Below are 20,279 nucleotides of genomic sequence, written 5' to 3'. Positions count from 1 at the left end.
CTCAGCACGCCGGGCGCAGACCTGGAAGACCTGTGGCGAGATGGATGGGGAGTCATGACTGAGAAGACGCCGAGCCCGGGCGGGGCCGGCACCGCGGCGAACGACAGCTCTGCGGGTGACCCGGCCGCCTCCCGCCCCGGCGGCCCGCTTCCGGGGGACGGCGAGTCGATCGTCGTCCCGCCGTCGATCCTGAAGCAGCAGGCCGGCTGGGCGCAGCCCGGCGACGCGCCGCGGGCCCCGGGTGGCGCGAAGGCGGACGACGCCCCGCAGATCTTCGCCTCCACCGTGCGCCGGTCCGACACCTCCGAGGCCGGGTACGACGAGAACCCGCCCGGTGTCGGCAAGCTCGGTGTGATCCTCGGCACGGTGCTGGCCGTGCTGCTGGCCGGCAGTGCCGTGACGCTGTACCTGGTGAACAAGGACGGCGGCGACAAGGACACCGCCTCCGCCGCCAAGCCGGACGCCGCGAAGACCGCGCCGCCCACGCCGAGCGCCGAGCCGGTGCCGCCGATCAAGGACACCGCCAAGGTGCTGCCGACCGTCACCGGCGACTTCGGCAAGAAGGCCGACATCCAGGTGCCGGGCGAGAAGTCCGACGGCTCCTTCGTGGTCAAGGTGCTCTCCGAGGGCTCCGGCGCCAAGGTGGACAAGAACTCCTGGACCTCGGTGGACTACACCGCCAAGGACTGGAACACCGGCAAGGACATCCCGAGCTCGTACGACGCCAACGGCAAGCCGCAGATCTTCCAGGCCGGCACGGACTCGCTGATCCCGGCGCTGGACCAGGCCGTGATCGGGAAGAAGGCCGGCAGCCGGCTGCTGGTGGTGGCCCCGCCGGCCGCCGCGTTCGGCTCCCAGGGCAAGGCCGACATGTCGATCGGGGCCAAGGACGACCTGATCTTCGTGATCGACATCCGCAACGCCAACGCGCCGGACTCGGTGGTCAGCGGTACCGTCACCCCGCCGCCGGCGGACTTCCCGCAGGTCAAGGACAACGGCAAGAAGCCCGCCGAGATCACCCCGGTGGCCGGCGCCAAGGACCCGACCGAGCTGAAGTCCCACGTCCTGATCAAGGGCAGCGGGCCGAAGGTGGAGAAGGGCGAGAAGGTCGTCGTCCAGTACACCGGCGCGCTGTTCTCGAGCGGCAAGGTCTTCGACTCCTCGCTCAGCAAGGGTCAGGCGTTCACCTTCCCGGTGGGCGGTGGCCAGGTCATCCAGGGCTGGGACCAGGGCCTGGAGGGCCAGACCGTGGGCAGCCGGGTCGAGCTGGTGATCCCGGCCGCGCTGGGCTACGGCGACAAGGGCCAGGGCGACATCCCGCCCGGTGCGACGCTGGTCTTCGTGGTGGACATCCTCGACGCCGGTCAGGGCTGATCCACTTTCGGGTGACAATGGTGTGCGTGTGACCTCCGGGTCCGGCCGTGCCGGGCCCGGACGGGCGGCGGGCGCCGGTACCGTGGTCCGCCCGGACTTCCGTCCGGGCGGACTGGGTACGGGCGCCCGCCGCTTGGTCGTGAATGCAACGCGAAACGTGAGAAGAGGGACTGTGAGCGTCAACCTCAACGAGAAGCCCGAGATCGACTTCCCGATCGGCGACGCCCCGACGGAGCTGCAGATCCGCGACATCGTCGTGGGCGACGGCGCCGAGGCCAAGAAGGGTCAGAACGTCAGCGTCCGCTACGTCGGCGTGACCTTCGAGACCGGCGAGGAGTTCGACGCCAGCTGGAACCGGAGCCCGAACGAGTTCCGCTTCCCGCTGGGTGGCGGCCGCGTCATCAAGGGCTGGGACCAGGGCGTCGTCGGCATGAAGGTCGGCGGCCGCCGCGAGCTGACCATCCCGGCGAAGCTGGCGTACGGCGCGCAGTCGCCGTCGCCGCTCATCCCGGCGAACTCGACCCTGATCTTCGTGGTCGACCTGCTGGCTGTCTGAGCCTGACCGCGCCGTGGGCCGGACCCCTCCGGGGGCCCGGCCCACGGGCGTGTCCGGGCCCGCCCCGCAGGCGTTCGGGGAGGCCGCTTTTGCACTGCGTACCGCTACCGGTACGGTCGGTCCCGCCGGGTGGTGATCGCCCGGTTGGCGCACTCCGCGCGCGGCGCGGCAACACCGGAAGGGTCAGCGATGGCGATCGCCAAGGCAGAGCGGCTGATGAATCTCGCCCTGTGCCTGATGAACACCAGACGTCCGCTCTCCAAGAAGGAGCTGCGGGAATCCATCGAGGCGTACCGCGAGGCCTGGCAGAGCAGCAGCGAGGACGCCTTCAACCGGATGTTCGAGCGGGACAAGGACGACCTGCGCGAGCTCGGCCTGGTGATCGACGTCGACGAGAGCGCCCTGGACGGCGAACTCGGCTACCTGGCCCGCGCGGACCGCAACCGGCTGCCGGAGATCGCGCTGGACGCCGAGGAGGCGGCCGCGCTGACCCTGGCGGCCCGGGTCTGGCAGCAGGCCAAGATGTCCGGTGCGGCCAGCGGTGCGCTGCAGAAGCTGCGCGCGGCCGGGGTGCCGTTCGCCGAGGCCGAAGGCCGCACCGCTCTGGAGCCGCGCATCCCCGCCCGGGAGGCCGCGTTCGAGCCGCTGCTCACCGCCGCCCGGGACCGCCGTCCGGTCACCTTCGAGTACCGCAAGGCCGGTGCCGCCACCGTCGAGCAGCGCAGCGTCGAGCCGTGGGCGCTGGAGTGCTGGCGCGGGCACTGGTACCTGGCCGGGTACGACCGCGACCGCGGTGACGCACGGGTGTTCCGGCTCAGCCGGATCACCGGCAAGGTGCGGGCGAAGAACGGGGCCTTCCTCGGCACCGTGCCCGAGCACGTGGACGTCCGGGCCACCGTGGCGAAGTTCGCGGGAGAGGGGGCCACCGCCACCGCGACCGTCCGGGTCCGCCGGGGCGCCGGCTTCCCGCTGCGCACCAAGGCGCTGAGCACCACCCGGGTGGACGAGGGCTGGGACGAGCTGGAGATCCCGTACGGCAACGGGCTGGGCGCCGACCTGGCGGAGTTCGGGCCGGACGTGGTGGTGCTCGGGCCGGAGGAGCTGCGGGCGGATGTGGTCGACCGGCTGCGGGCGGTCGCGGGGTTGGACGTGGAAGGCGTGGACGCATGAGTAACGCGATCGACCAGACGCGACGGATGCTGTCGCTGGTCACCTACCTGCGCGAGCGGCCGGGGGCCGAGGTCGCCGAGGTGGCCCGGGCCTTCGGGATCAGCGAGCGCGAGCTGATCGGGGACCTCAACGTGCTGCCGATGTGCGGCACCAGCTTCCGCGGCGGCGACCTGCTCGACATCGACACCGACGGCGAGCGGATCTGGTGGCACAACGTCGACGACGTGGCCCAGCCGCTGCGGCTGGCCGCCGACGAGGCGACCGCGCTGCTGGTGGCCGCCCGCGCGGTAGCCGGGCTGCCCGGGCTGCGGGCCGGCGACCGGGAGGCGCTCACCCGGGCCGTCGCCAAGATCGAGAACGCGGCGGGGGAGAGCGCCGAGGGCAGCGCCCGGGTCGGCGTCACGTTCGAGGCGGAGAGTCACGTGTTCGCCGACATCGACCGCGCGCTCAGCGAGGGCCGTCGGCTCTGGCTGCGCTACTACTCGCACGGGCGCGGCGGGATGACCGAGCGCGAGGTCGACCCGATCCGGCTGCTCACCGAGGGGCACACCTACCTCGAGGCCTGGTGCCGCACCTCCGAGGACCACCGGATGTTCCGGCTGGACCGGGTCGCCGAGATCCGCGTCCTGGACGTCCCGGCCGACCCGCCCCGGCGCGAGCCGCGTGACCTGAGCGGCGGGCTGGTCAACCCGGCGGCCGACGACCCCGAGGTGGTCGTCGAGGTCTCCTCCGGCGGGCGCTGGGTCGCCGAGTACTACACCCACGACCGGGCCGAGGAACTGCCCGACGGCGGGCTGCGGATCACCCTGCGCAGCGCCGACCCCTCCCAGCTGCGCCCGCTGGCGCTGCGGCTGGGCCGGGACGGCCGGATCGTCTCGCCGCCCGAACTGGCCGAGCAGGCGCGCTCGGCCGCGCGGGAGGCCCTGGCCGCCTACGGGGAGGGGCAGGTCTGAGCGGTGGAACCCGGGACCAGATTCAAGGTGTACTGCTCGGAGTGCCGGGAGAAGGTGGAACTCCCGGCCGAGGCGTTCCGGCTGACCCTCGGTCGAACCCCGGCCCAGGCGCACTACAGCTTCGGCTGCCCGCTGTGCGGGGCGGCGGTGCGCAAGCAGGCCGGGGAGAAGATCGTCGAGGCGCTCACCGGGGCCGGGGTGCGCACCATGCGGCTCGTCCCGGCCGAGGGCTGACCCCCGTATAGGGTGGGGCGCATGTCCTGGATGCTCGTCGCCGCCGTCCTGCTCGCCACCGCGGGCCTGCTGGTCCTGGGGGTCCTCGCGATCCGGCTCTGGCTGGACGTGCGGGCGCTCGCCAAGGGCGTGGACGCGGCCTCGCGGGCACTGGCCTCGGCGGGGCAGGAGCTGGCGGACGCGGTGCCGAGCACCGGGGCCCGGGCCGCTTAGCACGGAACGGTCGTCGGCGTACGGGGGCTGCTGCGCGGAGGTAAGGGCGGGTTACGCTCTCAGATGGCTCCTGAACCGTGTAGCGGGGGCCGCTGTCCTGTTCGGGCGGCCGTCGTCATGGCGTCATCCGCAGCGGTTACCATCCGCAGCGGACGGCCCGTCGGGCTGCCATGACTGAAGGTGGTCGCGCATGCGCATCTCGATGACCGGGATCGTGGTGATCGTGGTTCTCGCCATCGTGCTGTTCGGAGCCAAGCGGCTGCCGGAGGTGGCGCGGTCGCTGGGACAGGCGCTGCGGATCCTGAAGAGCGAGACCAAGGCGATGCGCCGGGACGGCGGCCCGCACTGAGGGCGGTGCACATGCCGTACGCGACCACGGAGGCCCGTCGACCGGCGGGCCTCGACGCACGATTTGAGGACCGGGGTTGAGCAAGTTCTCCAAGGCGCCGAAGGCGTCCAAGGCGTCCAAGGACCCTGAGGGGCGGATGGCCCTCGCCGACCACCTGCGGGAACTGCGCAACCGGGTGGTCAAGTCGGTCCTGGCCATCGTGGTGATCACGATCGTCGCGGCGGTCTACCACAAGCAGCTCGAGGAATTCCTGCTGAAGCCCCTGCCGCGGTGCACCATGGAGACCGCCTCGCAGTACGAGGGCAAGTGCGCCCTCGTCTCCAACATCGGTCTGACCGCCGGTTTCACCTGGATGCTCAAGGTCTCGTTGACCGCCGGTGTGGTCGGGGCCGTGCCGGTCTGGCTCTACCAGGTCTGGGCCTTCGTGGCGCCCGGTCTGCACAGGCACGAGAAGAAGTACGCGGCCGTCTTCATGGCCTGCGGGGCTCCGCTGTTCCTGGCCGGTGTGGGCGCCGCGATCATGGTGCTGCCGGTCACCGTCGACGTGCTGCTCTCGTTCACACCGAACAACACCACGCCGATCCTGCCGCCCGAGGACTACCTCGACATCGCCACCCGGATGGTGCTGGTCTTCGGCCTGGCCTTCGAGTTCCCGCTGCTGCTGGTGATGCTGAACCAGGTCGGCATCGTGAGCGGCAAGCGGCTGCTGAGCTGGTGGCGCGGGATGGTCATGGGCATCACCGTGTTCGCCGCGTTCGCCACCCCGGGTGCCGACCCGTTCAGCATGCTGCTGCTGGCCGCGCCGATCTGGGGGCTGTACTTCGCCGCGGTGGCCATCGCGCTGATCAACGACCGGCGCAAGGCGCGCCGCAACCCGGACGCGCTGCTGGACGACGAGGAGGCGTCGCACCTGGACCTCACCGTGCAGCCGGTGTCCGGTGCGGAGTCGGTCCAGGCCTCGGCGGCGCCGACGGCCTCCGGCGCCCCGGTGCCGGCCGCGCGCCACGAGCAGCTGGACGACATCACCTGAGCCGGTGACCCGCCCTGAGCCCCGGCCCGTCGCCTCCGAGCGGTGGGCCGGGGCTTTTGTCTGCGGTATTCCGGGATGCGGCTTCCGGGGCGTGGTCTTGGCAGGGTGGATGGCATGTGACATATTACTGGCGTGCTGAAGACCGAGAGACCTCCCCTGGACGTCGTCGTGGTCGGCGCCGGAGTGGTCGGCGCCGCCTGCGCCTACTACGCCGCCCGCGCCGGGCTCGCCGTCACCGTCGTGGACCGCGGGCCGGTGGCCGGCGGCACCACCGGCGCGGGCGAGGGCAACCTGCTGGTCTCCGACAAGGAGCCCGGGCCGGAGCTCGACCTCGCCCTGCTCAGCACCCGGCTCTGGCGCGAGCTCGCCGAGGAGCTCGGCGCGGCCGTCGAGTACGAGCCCAAGGGCGGCGTGGTGGTCGCCTCCACCGCCGCCGGGCAGGAGGCGCTGCGCGCCTTCGCCGACGGGCAGCGCGCCGTCGGGGTGGACGCCGAGGAAGTGCCCGGCGAGCGGCTGCGCGAGCTGGAGCCGCATCTCGCCCCCGGCCTGGCCGGCGGCTTCCACTACCCGCAGGACGCCCAGGTCCAGCCCGCCCTGGCCGCCGCCCACCTGCTGCGCGCGGCCCGCCGGATGGGTGCCGAGCTGATCACCGGGGAGACCGTGACGGCGGTCGACCGCGGACCGGACGGCGCCGTGCGCGGCGTACGGACCGACCGCCGCCGACTGGCCGCGCCCGCCGTGGTGAACGCGGCCGGCACCTGGGGCGGCGAACTGGCCGCGCTGGCCGGGGTGCAGCTGCCGGTGATGCCCCGGCGCGGTTTCGTACTGGTCACCGAGCCGCTGCCGCGGGTCGTCCGGCACAAGGTCTACGCCGCCGACTACGTGGCCAACGTGGCCAGCGGCTCGGCCGGGCTGGAGACCTCCGCCGTGATCGAGGGCACCCCGGGCGGGCCGGTGCTGATCGGCGCCAGCCGGGAGCGGGTCGGCTTCGACCGCACGCTCTCCCAGGAGGTGCTGCGCCGGCTGGCCGGACAGGCCGCGGCGCTCTTCCCGGTGCTCGCCGACGTCACCGTGATGCGCGTCTACCGGGGCTTCCGCCCGTACCTGCCGGACCACCTGCCCGCCATCGGCGCGGACCCCAGGGTGCCCGGGCTGTACCACGCCTGCGGGCACGAGGGGGCCGGCATCGGGCTGGCCCCGGCGACCGGGTTGCTGATCAGCGAGCAGCTCGCCGGCAAGCAGCCGGACCTGGACCTCGCGCCGTTCCGCGCGGACCGGTTCCCGGCCGCGTGACACCGGCCCCGCGACCGCCCGTCATGAGATTCCGTCCTGGATTGGAGACGCCCCCGATGCGCCGCCGCACCCCCGCCCGGCTGGTCGAGGCCGAGCCCGGGCCCGCCCACCACATCGAGTTCGACGGGCGGCCCGTCCCCGCGCTGCCCGGGCAGTCGATCGCCGCCGCGCTCTGGGCCGACGGCGTGCTCGCCTGGCGCACCACCCGGGTCGGCGGCAAGCCGCGCGGGGCGTTCTGCGGGATCGGCAGCTGCTTCGACTGCCTGGCCACCGTGAACGGCCGACCCAACCAGCGCACCTGCCTGCTCCCCGCGGAGCCCGGCACCACCGTCACCACCCAGGAGGGCCACGGCCGTGCCGACCTCGCCGTCTGACTCCCTGCCGTCCGGCTCCCCGACGTCCGGCTCCGCGCTGTTCGACCTCGCGGTGGTCGGGGCCGGGCCGGCCGGGCTCGCCGCCGCCGTCACCGCCGCCGACCTCGGGCTGCGCTGCGTCCTGCTGGACGGCGGGCAGAGCACCGGCGGGCAGTACTACCGGCACCCGGCGCCGGGCCTCGGCGCCGCCCGTCCGGACCGGCTGCACCACGGCTGGTCGGTCTACGCCGGGCTGACCGAGCGGCTGAGCGCGGCCGAGGCGGCCGGGTGGATCGCCTTCCGGGCCGGGCACCAGGTGTGGGCGCTGGAGCGCACCGCGGAGGGCTTCGCGGCGCACGTCACCCGCGGGCCGGAGAGCACCGACCGGGCCACCGTCCGCGCCCGGTCGGTGCTGCTCGCCACCGGTGCGTACGAGCGACAGCTGCCGTTCCCCGGCTGGACCCTGCCCGGGGTGGTCACCGCGGGCGGCGCCCAGGCGATGCTCAAGGCCGGACTGGTGCTGCCCGGGCGGCGGATCGTGGTCGCCGGGAGCGGACCGCTGCTGCTCGCGGCGGCGTCCTCGCTGGTCACCGCCGGGGCCGAGGTGCCCGCGGTGGTCGAGGCCACCGCCTACCTCGGGTACGCGCGGCGGCCGGGCGTGCTGGCGAGCGTCCCCGGCAAGCTGCTCGAGGGCGCCGGGCACGGCGGCGCGCTGCTGCGCCACGGCGTACGGCTGCGCCCGCGCAGCGCCGTGGTCGAGGCGCACGGGACGGACCGGGTCACCGGTGTCACGGTGGCCCGGCTGGACGCCGACTGGCGGCCGGTGCCCGGCACCGAGCGGCGGATCGACTGTGACGCGCTCGCGGTCGGCCACGGGCTGCTGCCGCAGATCGACCTGGCCACCGAGCTGGGCGCGCGGACCCGGACCGGGCCGGACGGCGCGGTCGCGCTGGAGGTCGACGCCCGGCTGCGCACCAGCGTGCCCGGCCTCTGGTCGGCGGGGGAGACCAACGGCGTCGGCGGCGCCGACCTCGCGCTGGTCGAGGGCGAACTGGCCGCGCACGCCGTGGCCGGGGCGGTGCCGGCGGCCACGCTGCTGCGCCGTCGCTCCCGACTGCGGGCCTTCGCCGAGCTGATGGCCGCCGCGCACCGGCCGGGACCCGGCTGGACCGGGTGGCTGCGCCCGGACACCGACGTCTGCCGGTGCGAGGAGGTGCCGGTCGCGGCGATCCGGGAAGCCGTGGACGAGCTGGGCGCGGGCGATCCGCGCACCGTCAAGCTGCTCACCCGGGCCGGGATGGGCTGGTGCCAGGGCCGGATGTGCGGCCCGGCCGTGGCCTGCCTGGCCGGCTCCGCCCAGCGATCGGAGTCGGGCGGTCCCGGACCCGACCGGCGGCCGCTGGGCTGCCCGGTGCCGCTCTCGCAACTGGCGGCGGGGGCCTCCCCGGACTCTCCCGTCGGGCAGGAACCCTCGGGTACGCCCTGACGGGCCCGTTGTCGAACGGACGGGGCGGGGACCTTGTCTCCGGCCCGCTCCCGCTTATAAAATGTCACACCTCACCAAGGAGTACACCGTGTCCATCACCTCGCACGACACCACCCGTCCCTGGCGCGGCATCATGGTCGCCACCACGCTCCCGCTGCGCCCGGACCACTCCGTCGACTACGACGCCTACGCCGAGCACGTCCGCTGGCTGATCGACTCCGGCTGCGAGGGCGTCGTCCCCAACGGTTCGCTGGGCGAGTACCAGACGCTCACCGCGGAGGAGCGCGCCCGGGTGGTCGAGGTGGCGGTCGAGGCGGCCGGCGACGGTTCCCGGGTCATGCCCGGGGTGGCCGCGTACGGCAGCGCCGAGTCCCGCCGCTGGGCCGAGCAGGCCGCCGAGGCCGGCGCCGGCTCCGTCCTGCTGCTGCCGCCGAACGCCTACCGGGCCGACCACGCCTCGGTGCGCGCGCACTACGCCGAGGTCGCCAAGGCGGGCGTGCCGATCGTGGCGTACAACAACCCGATCGACACCAAGGTGGACCTCGTTCCCGCGCTGCTCGCCCAGCTGCACGGCGAGGGCTCGATCGTCGCGGTCAAGGAGTTCAGCGGCGACGTCCGCCGGGCGTACGAGATCGCCGAGCTGGCCCCCGGGCTGGACCTGCTGATCGGCGCCGACGACGTCCTGCTGGAGCTGGCGCTGGCCGGCGCGGTCGGCTGGATCGCCGGCTACCCGAACGCGCTGCCGGAGGCCTCGGTGGCGCTCTACGACGCCGCCGTCCGGCGCGACCTGGAGGTCGCGCTGCCGCTGTACAAGTCGCTGCACTCGCTGCTTCGCTGGGACTCCAAGGTCGAGTTCGTCCAGGCCATCAAGCTCTCCATGGACATCGCCGGGCGCCCGGGCGGGCCGGCGCGGGCACCGCGCCAGCCGCTGACCCCGGAGATCGAGGCGGCCGTGCGCGCGGCCACCGAGAAGGCGCTCGCCGAGGGCCTGGCGTAGCACCACCCCTCACCGGCCGGCTGCGGGGGCAGCCGGCCCGGTCCCACCGACCACCTGAACCTGTACGGGAGTTGTGACCCATGCGCAGCCGCCACGTGTTCCACGCCGTCGACTCGCACACCGAGGGCATGCCGACCCGGGTGATCACCGGCGGCTTCGGCGTCATCCCCGGCGCCACCATGGCCGAGCGCCGGGTGCACTTCCAGCAGCACCTGGACCACTTCCGCACCCTGCTGATGTACGAGCCGCGCGGGCACGCGGCGATGAGCGGCGCCATCCTGCAGCCGCCGACCCGGCCGGACGCGGACTTCGGCGTGCTCTACATCGAGGTCTCCGGGCTGCTGCCGATGTGCGGGCACGGCACCATCGGGGTCGCCACCGTGCTGGTCGAGACCGGGATGGTGCCCGTCGTCGAGCCGGTCACCACCGTACGGCTGGACACCCCGGCCGGGCTGGTGGTCGCCGAGGTGCGGGTCGAGGACGGCGCCGCCAAGGCGGTCACCATCCGCAACGTGCCCTCCTACTCGGTCGGCCTGGACCGCAAGATCGAGGTGCCCGGCTACGGCGCGGTGACCTACGACCTCGCGTACGGCGGCAACTTCTACGCCATCCTGCCGCTCGCCGAGTTCGGACTGCCCTTCGAGCGCGAGCGCAAGCAGGAGATCCTGGACGCCGGGCTCGCCATGATGGCCGCGATCAACGCGAGCCCCGACCGGCCGGTGCACCCGGAGGACCCGTCCATCCACAGCTGCCACCACGTGCAGCTGCTCGCCCCCGGCTCCACCGCCGAGCACTCCCGGCACGCGATGGCGATCCACCCCGGCTGGTTCGACCGCTCGCCCTGCGGCACCGGCACCTCGGCGCGGATGGCGCAGCTGCACGCGCGCGGGGAGCTGCCGCTCGGGCAGGACTTCCGCAACGACTCCTTCATCGGCACGACCTTCATCGGGCGGCTGGTCGAGGGGACCGAGGTGGCCGGGCGGCCCGCGGTGGTGCCCACCGTCACCGGACGGGCCTGGGTCACCGGCACCGCCCAGTACTTCCTCGACCCGAGCGACCCGTTCCCGGCGGGGTTCCTGCTGTGAGCGGGATCCTGTCCTCCGCGGTTCTCCTGTCGTCCGCGGTGCCCCTGTCGGGCCAGTAGCTCCCGCTCTGCCTCTGCCTCTGCCTTCTGAACCACCCTTGAAGGGCTGCCAGTTGTGACCATCACCTCGTACAACCCCGCCGATCCGGCCGACCTCGTGATCGCCGTCGAGGAGCCCGGCGCCGAGGCCGTCCGGGCCGCCGTCGGGCAGGCCCGGGCGGCGCAGGCCGACTGGCTCGCGGCCGGGGCCGGCGCCCGGTCGGCGGCGCTCGGCCGGATCGCCGACGCGGTCGAGGCGCACGCGGAGGAGCTGACCGCGCTGATCGTGCGCGAGGTCGGCAAGCCGCTCGCCGAGGCGCGCGGCGAGGTCGCCCGGACCGCGGCGATCTGGCGCTACTACGCGCAGGCGCCGTACGCGCCCTCCGGGGCGGTGCACGAGACCGCCGCCGGGCCCGGGCTGCTGCTCACCCGGCGCCGCCCGTACGGGGTGGCCGGGCTGATCGCGCCGTGGAACTTCCCGCTGGCGATCCCGAGTTGGAAGGCCGCGCCGGCGCTGGCGGTGGGTAACACGGTGGTCCTCAAGCCGGCGCCCGAAGCGACGGCGTGTGCGCTGCGGCTGGCGGAGCTGGCCCTCGCGGCCGGCCTGCCCGCGGACGTCCTCACGGTGCTGCCGGGCGGGGCGGAGGAGGGCGCGGCCCTGGTCGAGGCCGCGGACGTGGTCTCCTTCACCGGCTCGACCGGCGTCGGCCGGGCCGTGGTGCGGGCCGCGACCGAGCGCGGGGTGCCGGTGCAGGCCGAACTCGGCGGACTGAACGCCGCGTTGGTGCTGCCGGACGCCGACATCGCGCAGGCCGCCGGGCACATCGCGGCCGCCATCGCCGGGTACGCCGGGCAGAAGTGCACCGCGACCAGCCGGGTGATCGCGGTCGGCGCCGCCTACGAGCCGCTGCGCGAAGCCCTGGTCAAGGCGCTCGCGGCGGTCGACGACTCGGTGTGCGGACCGGTGGTCGACTCCGCCGCCCGGGACCGGCTCACCGGGGCGGTGGACTCCGCCGTCGAGGCCGGAGCGAGCCTGCTGACCGGCGGCCGGGTGCCCGAGCGGGCCGGCTGGTACGTCGAGCCGACCCTGCTCGCCGACGTGCCGGCCGAACACCCGCTGGCCCGCGAGGAGTTCTTCGGCCCGATCGCCGTCCTGCACGCCGCGGCCGACCTGGACGAGGCGATCGCGCTCGCCAACGACACCCCGCACAGCCTCTCCACCTCGGTGCACACCCGCAGCCTCGACGTGGCGCTCGCCGCCGCCGACCGGCTGGACGCGGGCATGATCCGGGTCAACGCCCCGTCCAGCGGCGTCGACTTCCACCTGCCCTTCGGCGGGGCCAAGGGCGCGAGCCACGGCGAGCGCGAACAGGGCCAGGCCGCCCTGGACTTCTACACCGTCAGCCGTACGGTGAGCGTGCTGCCGGGCGGAGGTGCGCTCTGATGTTCGTGCGCACGGTGGACTACCACACCGCCGGCGAGCCGTTCCGGATCGTGCTGGACGGCGTGCCGGCGATCCCCGGCGACACCGTCGCCGAACGGCGGGCCATCGCGCTCGGCGCGGGCGGCAGTGCCACCGCGCCCCGGCCCAGCGCGCTGGACGAGGTCCGGCAACTGCTCACCCGCGAGCCGCGCGGGCACGCCGGGATGTACGGCGGGTTCCTGGTGCCGCCGGACGACGACGAGGCGCACCTGGGCGTCCTGTTCTGGCACAAGGACGGCTACTCCACGGCCTGCGGGCACGGCACCATCGCGCTCGGCGCGTGGGCGGTCGAGTCCGGACTGGTCGCCGCCCCCGCGGACGGCGTGGCACGGGTGCGGATCGACGTGCCCTCCGGGCGGGTCACCGCGCTGGTGCACCGCACCGGCGGACGCACCACCGGGGTCACCTTCCGCAACGTGCCCACCCGGGTGAGCGCGCTCAAGCTGCCCGTGCAGACCTCGCGCGGGACGGCCGAGGTCGCGGTGGCCCACTCCGGCGCCTGCTACGCCTCGGTGTCGGCCGCCGCCCTCGGACTCGCCGTCGAACCGGCGCAGCTGCCCGAACTCACCGCTGTGGGGCGGGAGATCAGGGCGGCACTGGCCGGTTCGGAGGCGGTGAGGCATCCGAGCGACCCCCGGCTGTCCGGGGTGTACGGGGTGATCCTCTACGACGAACTCCCCTCGGAGGACGGGCGGTCGAACCAGCGGAACGTCACCGTCTTCGCGGACGGGCAGATCGACCGCTCGCCCTGCGGCTCCGGCACCTCCGCCCGGCTCGCGGTGCTCGCCGCCGAGGGACGGCTGGCGGCAGGGGAGTCGCTGCGGCACGAGTCGATCATCGGCACGGTGTTCACCGGCCGGGTGCTCCCGGGCGGGGACCCTCTGGGCGACGGCGTCGTCACCGAGGTCGGCGGGACGGCCTCCCGTACCGGGGAGCACGGCTTCGTCCTGGAGCCCGGTGACGAGCTGGGGACGGGGTTCCTGCTGTGAGTCCGACTGCGCTGCCCGGTACGGCGGTTGTGCCGCTCCAGTATGCCGTGCCGGGTACCGGCGGGGTCGGGCCCGCCGGGGCTGCGGGGGCGATCGAGCGGGTGCTGCTGGACGGGTTCGACCCGGAAGCGGCACCCGCCCGGTCGGCCGTCCCGGTACCGGCCGGTGAACTGCTGCTGATGCCGGCCGCCGCCGGACCGTACGCGGGCGTGAAGATCGCCGGGGTCGCACCCGCCAACCCGGAGCACGGGCTGCCCCGGATCACCGGCAGCTACCTGCTGCTGGACGGGCCCACCCTGCAGCCCCTCGCCCTCCTGGACGGCGCCGCGCTCACCGCGCTGCGCACGCCGGCCGTCACCGCCGTGGCGCTGCGGCGGCTGACGGTACCGGAAGCGGAGCACCTGGTGCTCTTCGGCTCCGGACCGCAGGCCTACGGCCACCTGGACGCGCTGCTGGCCGTCCGTCCGCTGACCCGGCTCACGGTGGTCGCGCGCAACGCCGAGCGGGCCGCGGCGCTGGTGGCGTACGGGCGGGGGCTCGGGCTGACGGCCGCCGTCGGCGGGCCGGAGGCGGTCGGCGAGGCGGACCTGGTGGTCTGCTGCACCACCGCGCGCACACCGCTGTTCGACGGCGCGCTGGTGCCCGCGCACGCCGCGGTGGCGGCGGTCGGCTCGCACGAGCCGGACGCGCGGGAGGTGGACGAGGTGCTGGTCGGGCGCGCCGAGCTGTACGTGGAGGCGCGCTCGGTCGCCGCCCGGGAGGCCGGAGACCTGCTGATGGCGGGCGTGGCCGGGCGGCAGCTGTGGAACCTGGCCGAGCTGGTGCGCGGCGACGCGCCGGTGCCGACCGGGCGGCCGCGGTTCTTCAAGAGCGTCGGGATGGCCTGGGAGGACCTGGCGGTCGCGGCGGAGGTGTACCGGCAGGGCTAGGCTGCTGTGGCGGCTCAGTCGATGCGGTGGCCCCCGGCGTCTCAGTCGCCGCTGAAGCAGAGCCAACTGCCGGGCATGGCGGCGCAGTTGGCGAGCATGTTGCGCATGTCCCGGACGGCTGCCCGCTGTGCCTCGGTGGTGCAGCGGGCGAGCAGGGCGGTGGCTTCCTCGAAGGCGGCGGCCGAGTCCTGCTCGTTGAGGTAGGTGTCGTCGTACGGGTCGATCCGGCCGAGTCGCTGGTCGGGCGGGCGGGCGTGCTCGGCCAGGGCCTCGGCGAGGGCGTCGCCGTGGTCGACCGAGAGGTGCAGCGGGCCGGTGGTCCGGCCGCTGTCGTACAGCGCGATTTCGAGGCCCACGTCCCGTTGCTCCTGGCGCTGGTCGGGAGTTGTCGAGCTGGAGCCGGCCCGGTGGGAAGGGATCCCCCGCCGGGCCGGCTTCTTCGTGTTTCCGGGCGCGGTCGCGTTCGCGGTTGCGGGTGCGGCAGGCGGTGGTCAGCGGTAGGTCGCGAGCAGGCGGGCCAGGTGCTTGCCGGTGACCAGCAGGGGCTCCTCGCTGCGGGCGATCTGGGCGGCGAGTTCGGCGCCCTCGAGCGTGCTGATGACCGTGCCGGCCAGCTCGCGGGCGTCCTCCGCGCCGATGCCCGCGGCGAGCAGGTGCTCCACCACGATGGCCCGCCAGTTGGTGAAGGCCGCGGCCACGGCCTGCTCGATCACCGGCGCTCGCCCGACCGTCTCCAGCGCGGTGCTGCTGATCGGGCAGCCGTCCTGCCAGTCGGAGGCGCGCAGCTCACGCGCGAGCATCCGGGTGCAGGTGGCGATCGCCTCGGCCGGGTCCGCCGAGGAGCCCAGCCCGGCGCGCAGCATGACGGCGAACTCCTCGTCCCCGTGCCGGATCGCCTCGGCGGCCAACTCCTGCTTCCCGCCCGGGAAGAAGTGGTAGACGGAGCCGAGGGTGGCCTCGGCCTCGCGGGAGATCTGCTTGATCCCGGTGCCCTCGTACCCCTGGCGCTGCAGCAGTCGGGAGGTGGCCCGGACGATCCGCTCGCGGGTGCCGACGGTGGCGGTCTTCTCGGGCGTCACGGTCTTCTCGGGCGACTCTGGCGACGTGGCCGACGCGGGCGACGCGGGTGACTTGGGGGTCTTCACGGTGCGATCCTAGCGGATGAAATGAATAGAGCGTTCGTTCTAGGGCTGTGCTAGCGTCGACTCCGGCGCTCTGGGTAGAGCGTTCGTTTCAGGGAGGGAAAACGCATGTCCGTCGAGCACGAGCAGGGGCAGTCGAAGCGTTCGGTGACGGTGATCGGGCTCGGCCCGATGGGGCGGGCCATGGCCGGGGCGTTCCTGGACGCCGGGTACGCCGTCACGGTGTGGAACCGTACCGCCGAGCGGGCGGGTGAACTGGTCGGCCGGGGCGCGGAGTTGGCGCCGAACGCGGAGGTGGCGGTGGCGGCGAACGAACTGGTGGTGCTCAGCCTCACCGACTATGACGCGGTCTTCGCGGTGCTGGAGTCGGTCGAGGCACAGCTGGAGGGGAAGGTCGTCGTCAACCTCAGCTCGGACACCCCCGAGCGGGCCCGCGAAGCCGCCCGCTGGCTCGCCGAACGCGGCGCCGGGCACCTGACCGGCGGGGTGCAGAGCCCGCCGTCCGGCATCGGCAGCCCCGAGTCGTCCACCTTCTACAGCGGGCCGGTGGAGTTGTTCCGGCGACACCGCGCCGCCCTGGAGGTGCTCACCGGCGCCGACTACCGGGGTGACGACCCCGGGCTGGCGCAGCTGTACTACCAGATCCAGATGGACCTGTTCTGGACCTCCCTGGTCGGCTACCTGCACGCCACGGCGATCGCCGAGGCCAACGGCATCTCCGCCGAGGAGTTCCTGCCCTACCTGAGCTCGACGGCCGCCTCGCTGCCCGGCTTCCAGGCGTTCTACGCGCCGCGGATCGCGGCCGGCAACCACGACGGGGACGTCGACCGGCTGGCGATGGGGCTCGCCGGTATCGAACACGTCCGGCACACCGCGGAGGCCTCCGGGGTGGACGGCGCGCTGCCGGCCGTCCTGGCGGAGGCGTTCCGGCGGGGTGTCGAGGCCGGGAACGGAGCGGCGAGCCTGACCACGCTGGTCGGGCAGTTCCGCACGGCGTAGCCCCGTCTCCGCGCGGCGTAGCCCCGCCCGCGGTGGCAGATCGTGTGCCGTCGGCCGTTGTCACGGCCGACGGCCGCTGCCACCATGGCTTTCGGCGCCTGGCGGGGTATTTGAATCACGGAATGTTGCACACTCAACGTAACGTGACATTGTACGCTGGTGTTCTGCACCCACCCGGAGGAACACCATGGCCGACCTCAAACCCCGCACCCTGATCTCCGTCCAGGAGCGGCTTCGCGACCAGGTCGCCCACGCGCTCCGGGCGGCCCTGATCTCCGGCGAACTGCGCCCCGGCGTCGTCTACTCGGCCCCCGCCCTCGCCGCCGACTTCGGCGTCTCCGCCACCCCCGTCCGCGAGGCCATGCTCGACCTCGCCCGCGAGGGCCTGGTCGAAGCCGTCCGCAACAAGGGCTTCCGGGTCACCGAGCTCACCGAGCGCGACCTCGACGACTACACCGAGATCCGCGCCCTGATCGAGGTCCCGACCGTCGGCCAGGTCGCGCGGACCGCGACCAAGGAGCAGCTGGAGCGGCTGCGCCCGCAGGCGGAGGCGATCGTCGCCGCCGCGCGCAAGCACGACCTGATCGGCTACCTGGAGGCCGACCGGCAGTTCCACCTCGACCTGCTGGGCCTGGCCGGCAACGCACGCCTGGTGGACGTCGTCGGCGACCTGCGCAAGCGGTCGCGCCTCTACGGGCTCAACCGGCTGGACGAGCGCGGCGAGCTGGTCTCCTCGGCGGAGGAGCACCTGGAGCTGCTCGACCTGATGATCTCCGGCAACGCCGAAGCGGCGGAGGCCTGCATGACACGGCACCTCAGCCACGTCCGCTCCCTTTGGGCCGGCCAGGACGAGACGGCGGAACCGGAGCGCCCCGCCCTGCGCCTGCGGGCCCGGTAGGAGGCCAAACCGCCCGTGCGGGTGAAGGTTGAGGATCGGTCGTCGGAGGACGCCCGGGCTCTACGATGATGGTCTCGACATCGGCAGTCAGGAGGAAATCCATGTCCGCCGCAGCAGTGGAAGAGCCATTCGAGCAGATGACGCTGCTCGAAACTGCAGAGCTGATCTCCAAGCAGCTCGTGGGGCACCGGGTCGAGATCCTCGGAGGACAGATCACGGTGACGCCGGCTGCAGACGGCCAGCACAGTGACTCCCTTACCACCATGAGCGTTCCGTTCATCGTGGCAGGTCTCCACGGTAAGACCACTCGAGTGCTTCAGGGGATCGGCCTCTGGCTGCCTGACGGTCCATGGGACTACGCCATCCCGGACATGTCGATCGTCGACGCCGACTATGCCGACCACGAGATCGAGTCGAACAACTTCGACCCGGCGATCTTCAGGCTTGTGGTCGAGGTGACGTCGTCGAGCCATCTGACCGACCTGAAAGTCAAGCCGGCGCTGTATGCCGGTGCGGGAGTGCCTGTTTACCTCATCGTCGACCGCAAGAATCTGAAGGTCATGATTCTGACCGAGCCGCGAGACGGCGAATACCGGGTGCACGCCGTCCACCACCCGGGGCAGTCGTTCACCTTGCCGGAGTCGATCGGGGCCGCCGTGACGCTCTCGGTGGACGATGTGCTGATCGTCAAGAAGTAGCGGTTCCCGCACGGAGCAGCGCGCCACATGGCCGAGTCGCTCGTCGAGCGGTTTCCCGGGCAGTCGTTCGACCTGCCCGGGACGTCGGTGTTCCTGAGCGTGGACGGCTTGTTTTTTCCTAGAGCGCTGCCGTCGGCAGGGTCAGCTTGCCGTCGTGGACCTCGGCGATCTGGTCGACGGCCGTGAGGTGGGTGCGGTCGTGGGTGACCAGGACGGTGGCCGTCGCGCGGCGGTGGGTGAGCTCGGTGATCAAGTCGAGGACGGCGGCGCCGCGTTCGTGGTCGAGGGCGCTGGTCGGCTCGTCGACCAGCAGCACCGTGGGGTCGTTCATCAGGGCGCGCGCGATGTTGACCCGCTGGCGCTGGCCGCCGGAGAGCTGGTGCGGGCGGCGGGCGGCCTGGTCGCGCAGGCCGACGGCGTCCAGGAGGTCCAGGGCTCGGGGGAGGGCTTCGCGGGGGGAGCGGCCGTCGAGGTGGGCCATCACCTGGAGTTGTTCGGCGGCGGTGAGCGAGGGCAGCAGGTTGGCCTGCTGGAAGACGATGCCGATCCTGGTGCGGCGCAGCGCGGTGAGGTCCGCCCGGCTGAGGCCCGCGGTGTCGGCACCGTCGATGACGACCTGACCGGAGTCCGGGGTGATCAGGGTGGCTGCCACCGCCAGCAGACTGGACTTGCCGGAGCCGGACGGGCCGACGACGGCGGTGATGGTGCCCTTGGGGACGGTCAGCGAGACGTCGTCGAGTGCGGTGAGCCGGCCGTCGCCGTCCGGGTAGGTGAGGGTGATGCGGTCGAGGGCCAAACTCATCGGGCGCTCCCCAGGGCGGTCAGCGGGTCGACGGAGGTGATCCGGCGGATGGACAGGGCCGCGCCGACCGCGCCGAGGGCGATCATGACGGCGGCGGGCAGCAGGACGGTCGGGGCGTCCAGGACGAACGGCACGGCGGAGCCGATCAGCGCGCCGAAGCCGGATGCGATCGCGGTGCCGACGGCCGTACCGAGCACCAGCAGCAGGACGGCCTGGCCGAGCGCGTCGCGCAGCAGGTAGCGGGTGGAGGCGCCGAGGGCCTTGAGGACGGCGATGTCGCCGCTGCGCTGGATCGTCCAGACGGTGAAGAACGCGCCGATCACCAGCGCCGAGATGGCGAACAGGAAGCCGCGCATCAGCTGGAGGGAGCCGTTCTCCGAGGTGTAGGAGCCGATCGCGGCGAGGGCGTCGTCGCGGGTGCGGTTCTCGGTGCCGAGGCGGGCGTCGGCGGCGGCGAGGTCGGCGTCCTCCGTCGTGGTGAGCGCGATGACGGTGGCGTGGCCGGTGCCGCCGGGGGCGAACCGCTGCCAGTCGGTGAGGCTGGTCCAGATCACCGGGGTGTGGCTGTACGCGGCGTCGCCGTCGACGGCCGCGACCCGCAGCGGGTGCCCGGCGAGGGTGAAGTCGGCGCCGGGGGTGAGCCCGCCCAGGTTCTCGGCGGCGGTCTTGGACAGCACCGCCTGGCCGGGGGCGATCCGGGTGCCCTGCGGGGCCAGCCCGGAGCCGTCCGGGACGCCGAAGGCGGAGAGCGCGGCGGTGCGCCGGTCGGCCGCGGCCTTGGTGGTGGTGATGCCGAGCGGCTGGGCGGAGGTGACGCCGGGCTCGCGGGCCCAGGCCTGCCACTGCTCGGGGGTGACCTGGGAGTCGGTGAAGGAGAGCTTCTGCCCGTCGGCCGGCTTGCCGAAGACCAGGTGGTCGGCGGGCAGGCCGGTGATCGCGGAGATGTTCTGCCGACCGAGCCCGGCGGTCAGCCCGGACAACAGGCCGACCAGCACGGTGATCAGCACGATGACGGTCCCCATCAGGGCGAACCGCCCCTTGGCGAACCTCAGGTCCCTCCAGGCGACGAACACGGTGGCCTTCCTCTGCACAGGTGAGTGCCGGACAGGTGATGTCCGACGCTCCCACCGTCCTGGATCGCAGGGCCCCGAGGCATCGAGCCGGGGATTGCATCCTGGGCATCAAAGGGCAGAAGCCGAGTTCAACCT

Annotated in this window: 22 protein-coding genes and 1 pseudogene; 19 read left to right on the top strand and 4 right to left on the bottom strand. The window is 73.4% G+C overall.

Features of this window, described 5'->3' with window-relative positions:
- Nucleotides 1–54 precede the first annotated feature (54 nt).
- The 16 genes and pseudogenes from ACZ3TI_RS18710 (at nucleotide 55) to ACZ3TI_RS18635 (ending at nucleotide 14,532) form a co-directional block, all read left to right on the top strand.
- Nucleotides 55–1,374: an FKBP-type peptidyl-prolyl cis-trans isomerase gene (locus ACZ3TI_RS18710; RefSeq protein WP_465727372.1), complete on the top strand. Its 1,320-nt coding sequence runs from the start codon at nucleotides 55–57 to the stop codon at nucleotides 1,372–1,374.
- A 172-nt stretch (nucleotides 1,375–1,546) separates the two neighbouring features.
- Nucleotides 1,547–1,930, top strand: coding sequence for an FKBP-type peptidyl-prolyl cis-trans isomerase (locus tag ACZ3TI_RS18705; protein ID WP_465727370.1), 384 nt, complete (start codon nucleotides 1,547–1,549; stop codon nucleotides 1,928–1,930).
- 189 nt (nucleotides 1,931–2,119) lie between these two features.
- Entirely contained in the window at nucleotides 2,120–3,100 is a 981-nt protein-coding gene (locus ACZ3TI_RS18700) for a helix-turn-helix transcriptional regulator (RefSeq protein ID WP_465727368.1), read from the top strand.
- The gene (locus ACZ3TI_RS18695; RefSeq protein ID WP_316520336.1) at nucleotides 3,097–4,053 is read left to right on the top strand and encodes a helix-turn-helix transcriptional regulator; all 957 of its coding nucleotides are present in this window, start codon (nucleotides 3,097–3,099) and stop codon (nucleotides 4,051–4,053) included. The genes ACZ3TI_RS18700 and ACZ3TI_RS18695 overlap by 4 nt, the downstream gene beginning before the upstream one ends.
- 3 nt (nucleotides 4,054–4,056) lie before the next feature.
- Nucleotides 4,057–4,287, top strand: coding sequence for a hypothetical protein (locus tag ACZ3TI_RS18690; RefSeq protein WP_465727366.1), 231 nt, complete (start codon nucleotides 4,057–4,059; stop codon nucleotides 4,285–4,287).
- Between the two features lie 21 nt (nucleotides 4,288–4,308).
- On the top strand, nucleotides 4,309–4,500 hold the full coding sequence (locus ACZ3TI_RS18685) for a hypothetical protein (protein WP_465727364.1): 192 nt from the start codon (nucleotides 4,309–4,311) through the stop codon (nucleotides 4,498–4,500).
- 190 nt (nucleotides 4,501–4,690) lie between these two features.
- Nucleotides 4,691–4,837: pseudogene (gene tatA, locus ACZ3TI_RS18680) on the top strand (twin-arginine translocase TatA/TatE family subunit); the annotation flags it as partial.
- A gap of 148 nt (nucleotides 4,838–4,985) precedes the next feature.
- Nucleotides 4,986–5,879 carry a twin-arginine translocase subunit TatC gene (gene tatC, locus ACZ3TI_RS18675; protein ID WP_465727456.1) on the top strand — a complete coding sequence of 298 codons (894 nt, stop codon included), beginning with the start codon at nucleotides 4,986–4,988 and terminating at the stop codon, nucleotides 5,877–5,879.
- Nucleotides 5,880–6,011: 132 nt separating this feature from the next.
- Nucleotides 6,012–7,172 carry an NAD(P)/FAD-dependent oxidoreductase gene (locus ACZ3TI_RS18670; protein WP_465727362.1) on the top strand — a complete coding sequence of 387 codons (1,161 nt, stop codon included), beginning with the start codon at nucleotides 6,012–6,014 and terminating at the stop codon, nucleotides 7,170–7,172.
- 56 nt (nucleotides 7,173–7,228) lie between these two features.
- Nucleotides 7,229–7,546, top strand: coding sequence for a (2Fe-2S)-binding protein (locus ACZ3TI_RS18665; protein WP_465727360.1), 318 nt, complete (start codon nucleotides 7,229–7,231; stop codon nucleotides 7,544–7,546).
- Nucleotides 7,527–9,011, top strand: coding sequence for an FAD/NAD(P)-dependent oxidoreductase (locus ACZ3TI_RS18660; protein ID WP_465727358.1), 1,485 nt, complete (start codon nucleotides 7,527–7,529; stop codon nucleotides 9,009–9,011). Before ACZ3TI_RS18665 ends, ACZ3TI_RS18660 begins: the two co-directional genes overlap by 20 nt.
- Nucleotides 9,012–9,072: 61 nt before the next feature.
- Nucleotides 9,073–10,008, top strand: coding sequence for a dihydrodipicolinate synthase family protein (locus ACZ3TI_RS18655; RefSeq protein ID WP_465727356.1), 936 nt, complete (start codon nucleotides 9,073–9,075; stop codon nucleotides 10,006–10,008).
- 80 nt (nucleotides 10,009–10,088) lie between these two features.
- Entirely contained in the window at nucleotides 10,089–11,093 is a 1,005-nt protein-coding gene (locus ACZ3TI_RS18650) for a proline racemase family protein (protein WP_465727354.1), read from the top strand.
- Nucleotides 11,094–11,198: 105 nt separating this feature from the next.
- Nucleotides 11,199–12,575 (top strand): aldehyde dehydrogenase family protein, encoded by a 1,377-nt coding sequence (locus tag ACZ3TI_RS18645; RefSeq protein ID WP_465727454.1) that lies wholly within the window; start codon nucleotides 11,199–11,201, stop codon nucleotides 12,573–12,575.
- Nucleotides 12,575–13,603 (top strand): proline racemase family protein, encoded by a 1,029-nt coding sequence (locus ACZ3TI_RS18640; RefSeq protein WP_465727352.1) that lies wholly within the window; start codon nucleotides 12,575–12,577, stop codon nucleotides 13,601–13,603. Before ACZ3TI_RS18645 ends, ACZ3TI_RS18640 begins: the two co-directional genes overlap by 1 nt.
- The gene (locus tag ACZ3TI_RS18635) at nucleotides 13,600–14,532 is read left to right on the top strand and encodes an ornithine cyclodeaminase family protein (protein ID WP_465727350.1); all 933 of its coding nucleotides are present in this window, start codon (nucleotides 13,600–13,602) and stop codon (nucleotides 14,530–14,532) included. The genes ACZ3TI_RS18640 and ACZ3TI_RS18635 overlap by 4 nt, the downstream gene beginning before the upstream one ends.
- A gap of 41 nt (nucleotides 14,533–14,573) precedes the next feature.
- Here ACZ3TI_RS18635 and ACZ3TI_RS18630 read toward each other — a convergent pair whose 3' ends face one another.
- Both ACZ3TI_RS18630 and ACZ3TI_RS18625 read right to left on the bottom strand, forming a co-directional pair.
- Nucleotides 14,574–14,888 carry a hypothetical protein gene (locus ACZ3TI_RS18630; protein WP_465727348.1) on the bottom strand — a complete coding sequence of 105 codons (315 nt, stop codon included), beginning with the start codon at nucleotides 14,886–14,888 and terminating at the stop codon, nucleotides 14,574–14,576.
- A 135-nt stretch (nucleotides 14,889–15,023) separates the two neighbouring features.
- The gene (locus ACZ3TI_RS18625; RefSeq protein WP_465727452.1) at nucleotides 15,024–15,611 is read right to left on the bottom strand and encodes a TetR/AcrR family transcriptional regulator; all 588 of its coding nucleotides are present in this window, start codon (nucleotides 15,609–15,611) and stop codon (nucleotides 15,024–15,026) included.
- Nucleotides 15,612–15,782: 171 nt separating this feature from the next.
- Between ACZ3TI_RS18625 and ACZ3TI_RS18620 the strand changes: the two genes are divergently transcribed.
- The 3 genes from ACZ3TI_RS18620 (at nucleotide 15,783) to ACZ3TI_RS18610 (ending at nucleotide 18,269) form a co-directional block, all read left to right on the top strand.
- The gene (locus ACZ3TI_RS18620) at nucleotides 15,783–16,673 is read left to right on the top strand and encodes an NAD(P)-dependent oxidoreductase (protein ID WP_465727346.1); all 891 of its coding nucleotides are present in this window, start codon (nucleotides 15,783–15,785) and stop codon (nucleotides 16,671–16,673) included.
- 187 nt (nucleotides 16,674–16,860) lie between these two features.
- Entirely contained in the window at nucleotides 16,861–17,571 is a 711-nt protein-coding gene (locus ACZ3TI_RS18615; RefSeq protein WP_465727344.1) for a GntR family transcriptional regulator, read from the top strand.
- 101 nt (nucleotides 17,572–17,672) lie between these two features.
- On the top strand, nucleotides 17,673–18,269 hold the full coding sequence (locus ACZ3TI_RS18610) for a Uma2 family endonuclease (RefSeq protein ID WP_465727342.1): 597 nt from the start codon (nucleotides 17,673–17,675) through the stop codon (nucleotides 18,267–18,269).
- 118 nt (nucleotides 18,270–18,387) lie between these two features.
- Here ACZ3TI_RS18610 and ACZ3TI_RS18605 read toward each other — a convergent pair whose 3' ends face one another.
- Together ACZ3TI_RS18605 and ACZ3TI_RS18600 are read right to left on the bottom strand one after the other, a co-directional pair.
- The gene (locus ACZ3TI_RS18605; protein WP_465727340.1) at nucleotides 18,388–19,071 is read right to left on the bottom strand and encodes an ABC transporter ATP-binding protein; all 684 of its coding nucleotides are present in this window, start codon (nucleotides 19,069–19,071) and stop codon (nucleotides 18,388–18,390) included.
- Nucleotides 19,068–20,144, bottom strand: a complete 1,077-nt coding sequence (locus ACZ3TI_RS18600; RefSeq protein WP_465727338.1) for an ABC transporter permease — start codon at nucleotides 20,142–20,144, stop codon at nucleotides 19,068–19,070. Before ACZ3TI_RS18600 ends, ACZ3TI_RS18605 begins: the two co-directional genes overlap by 4 nt.
- Nucleotides 20,145–20,279: the final 135 nt, after the last annotated feature.

The sequence above is a fragment of the Kitasatospora sp. NPDC023120 genome, assembly GCF_055560835.1.
Note: the sequence above shows the minus strand (reverse complement) of the source record. Positions and strands in the feature narration are given on the sequence as shown.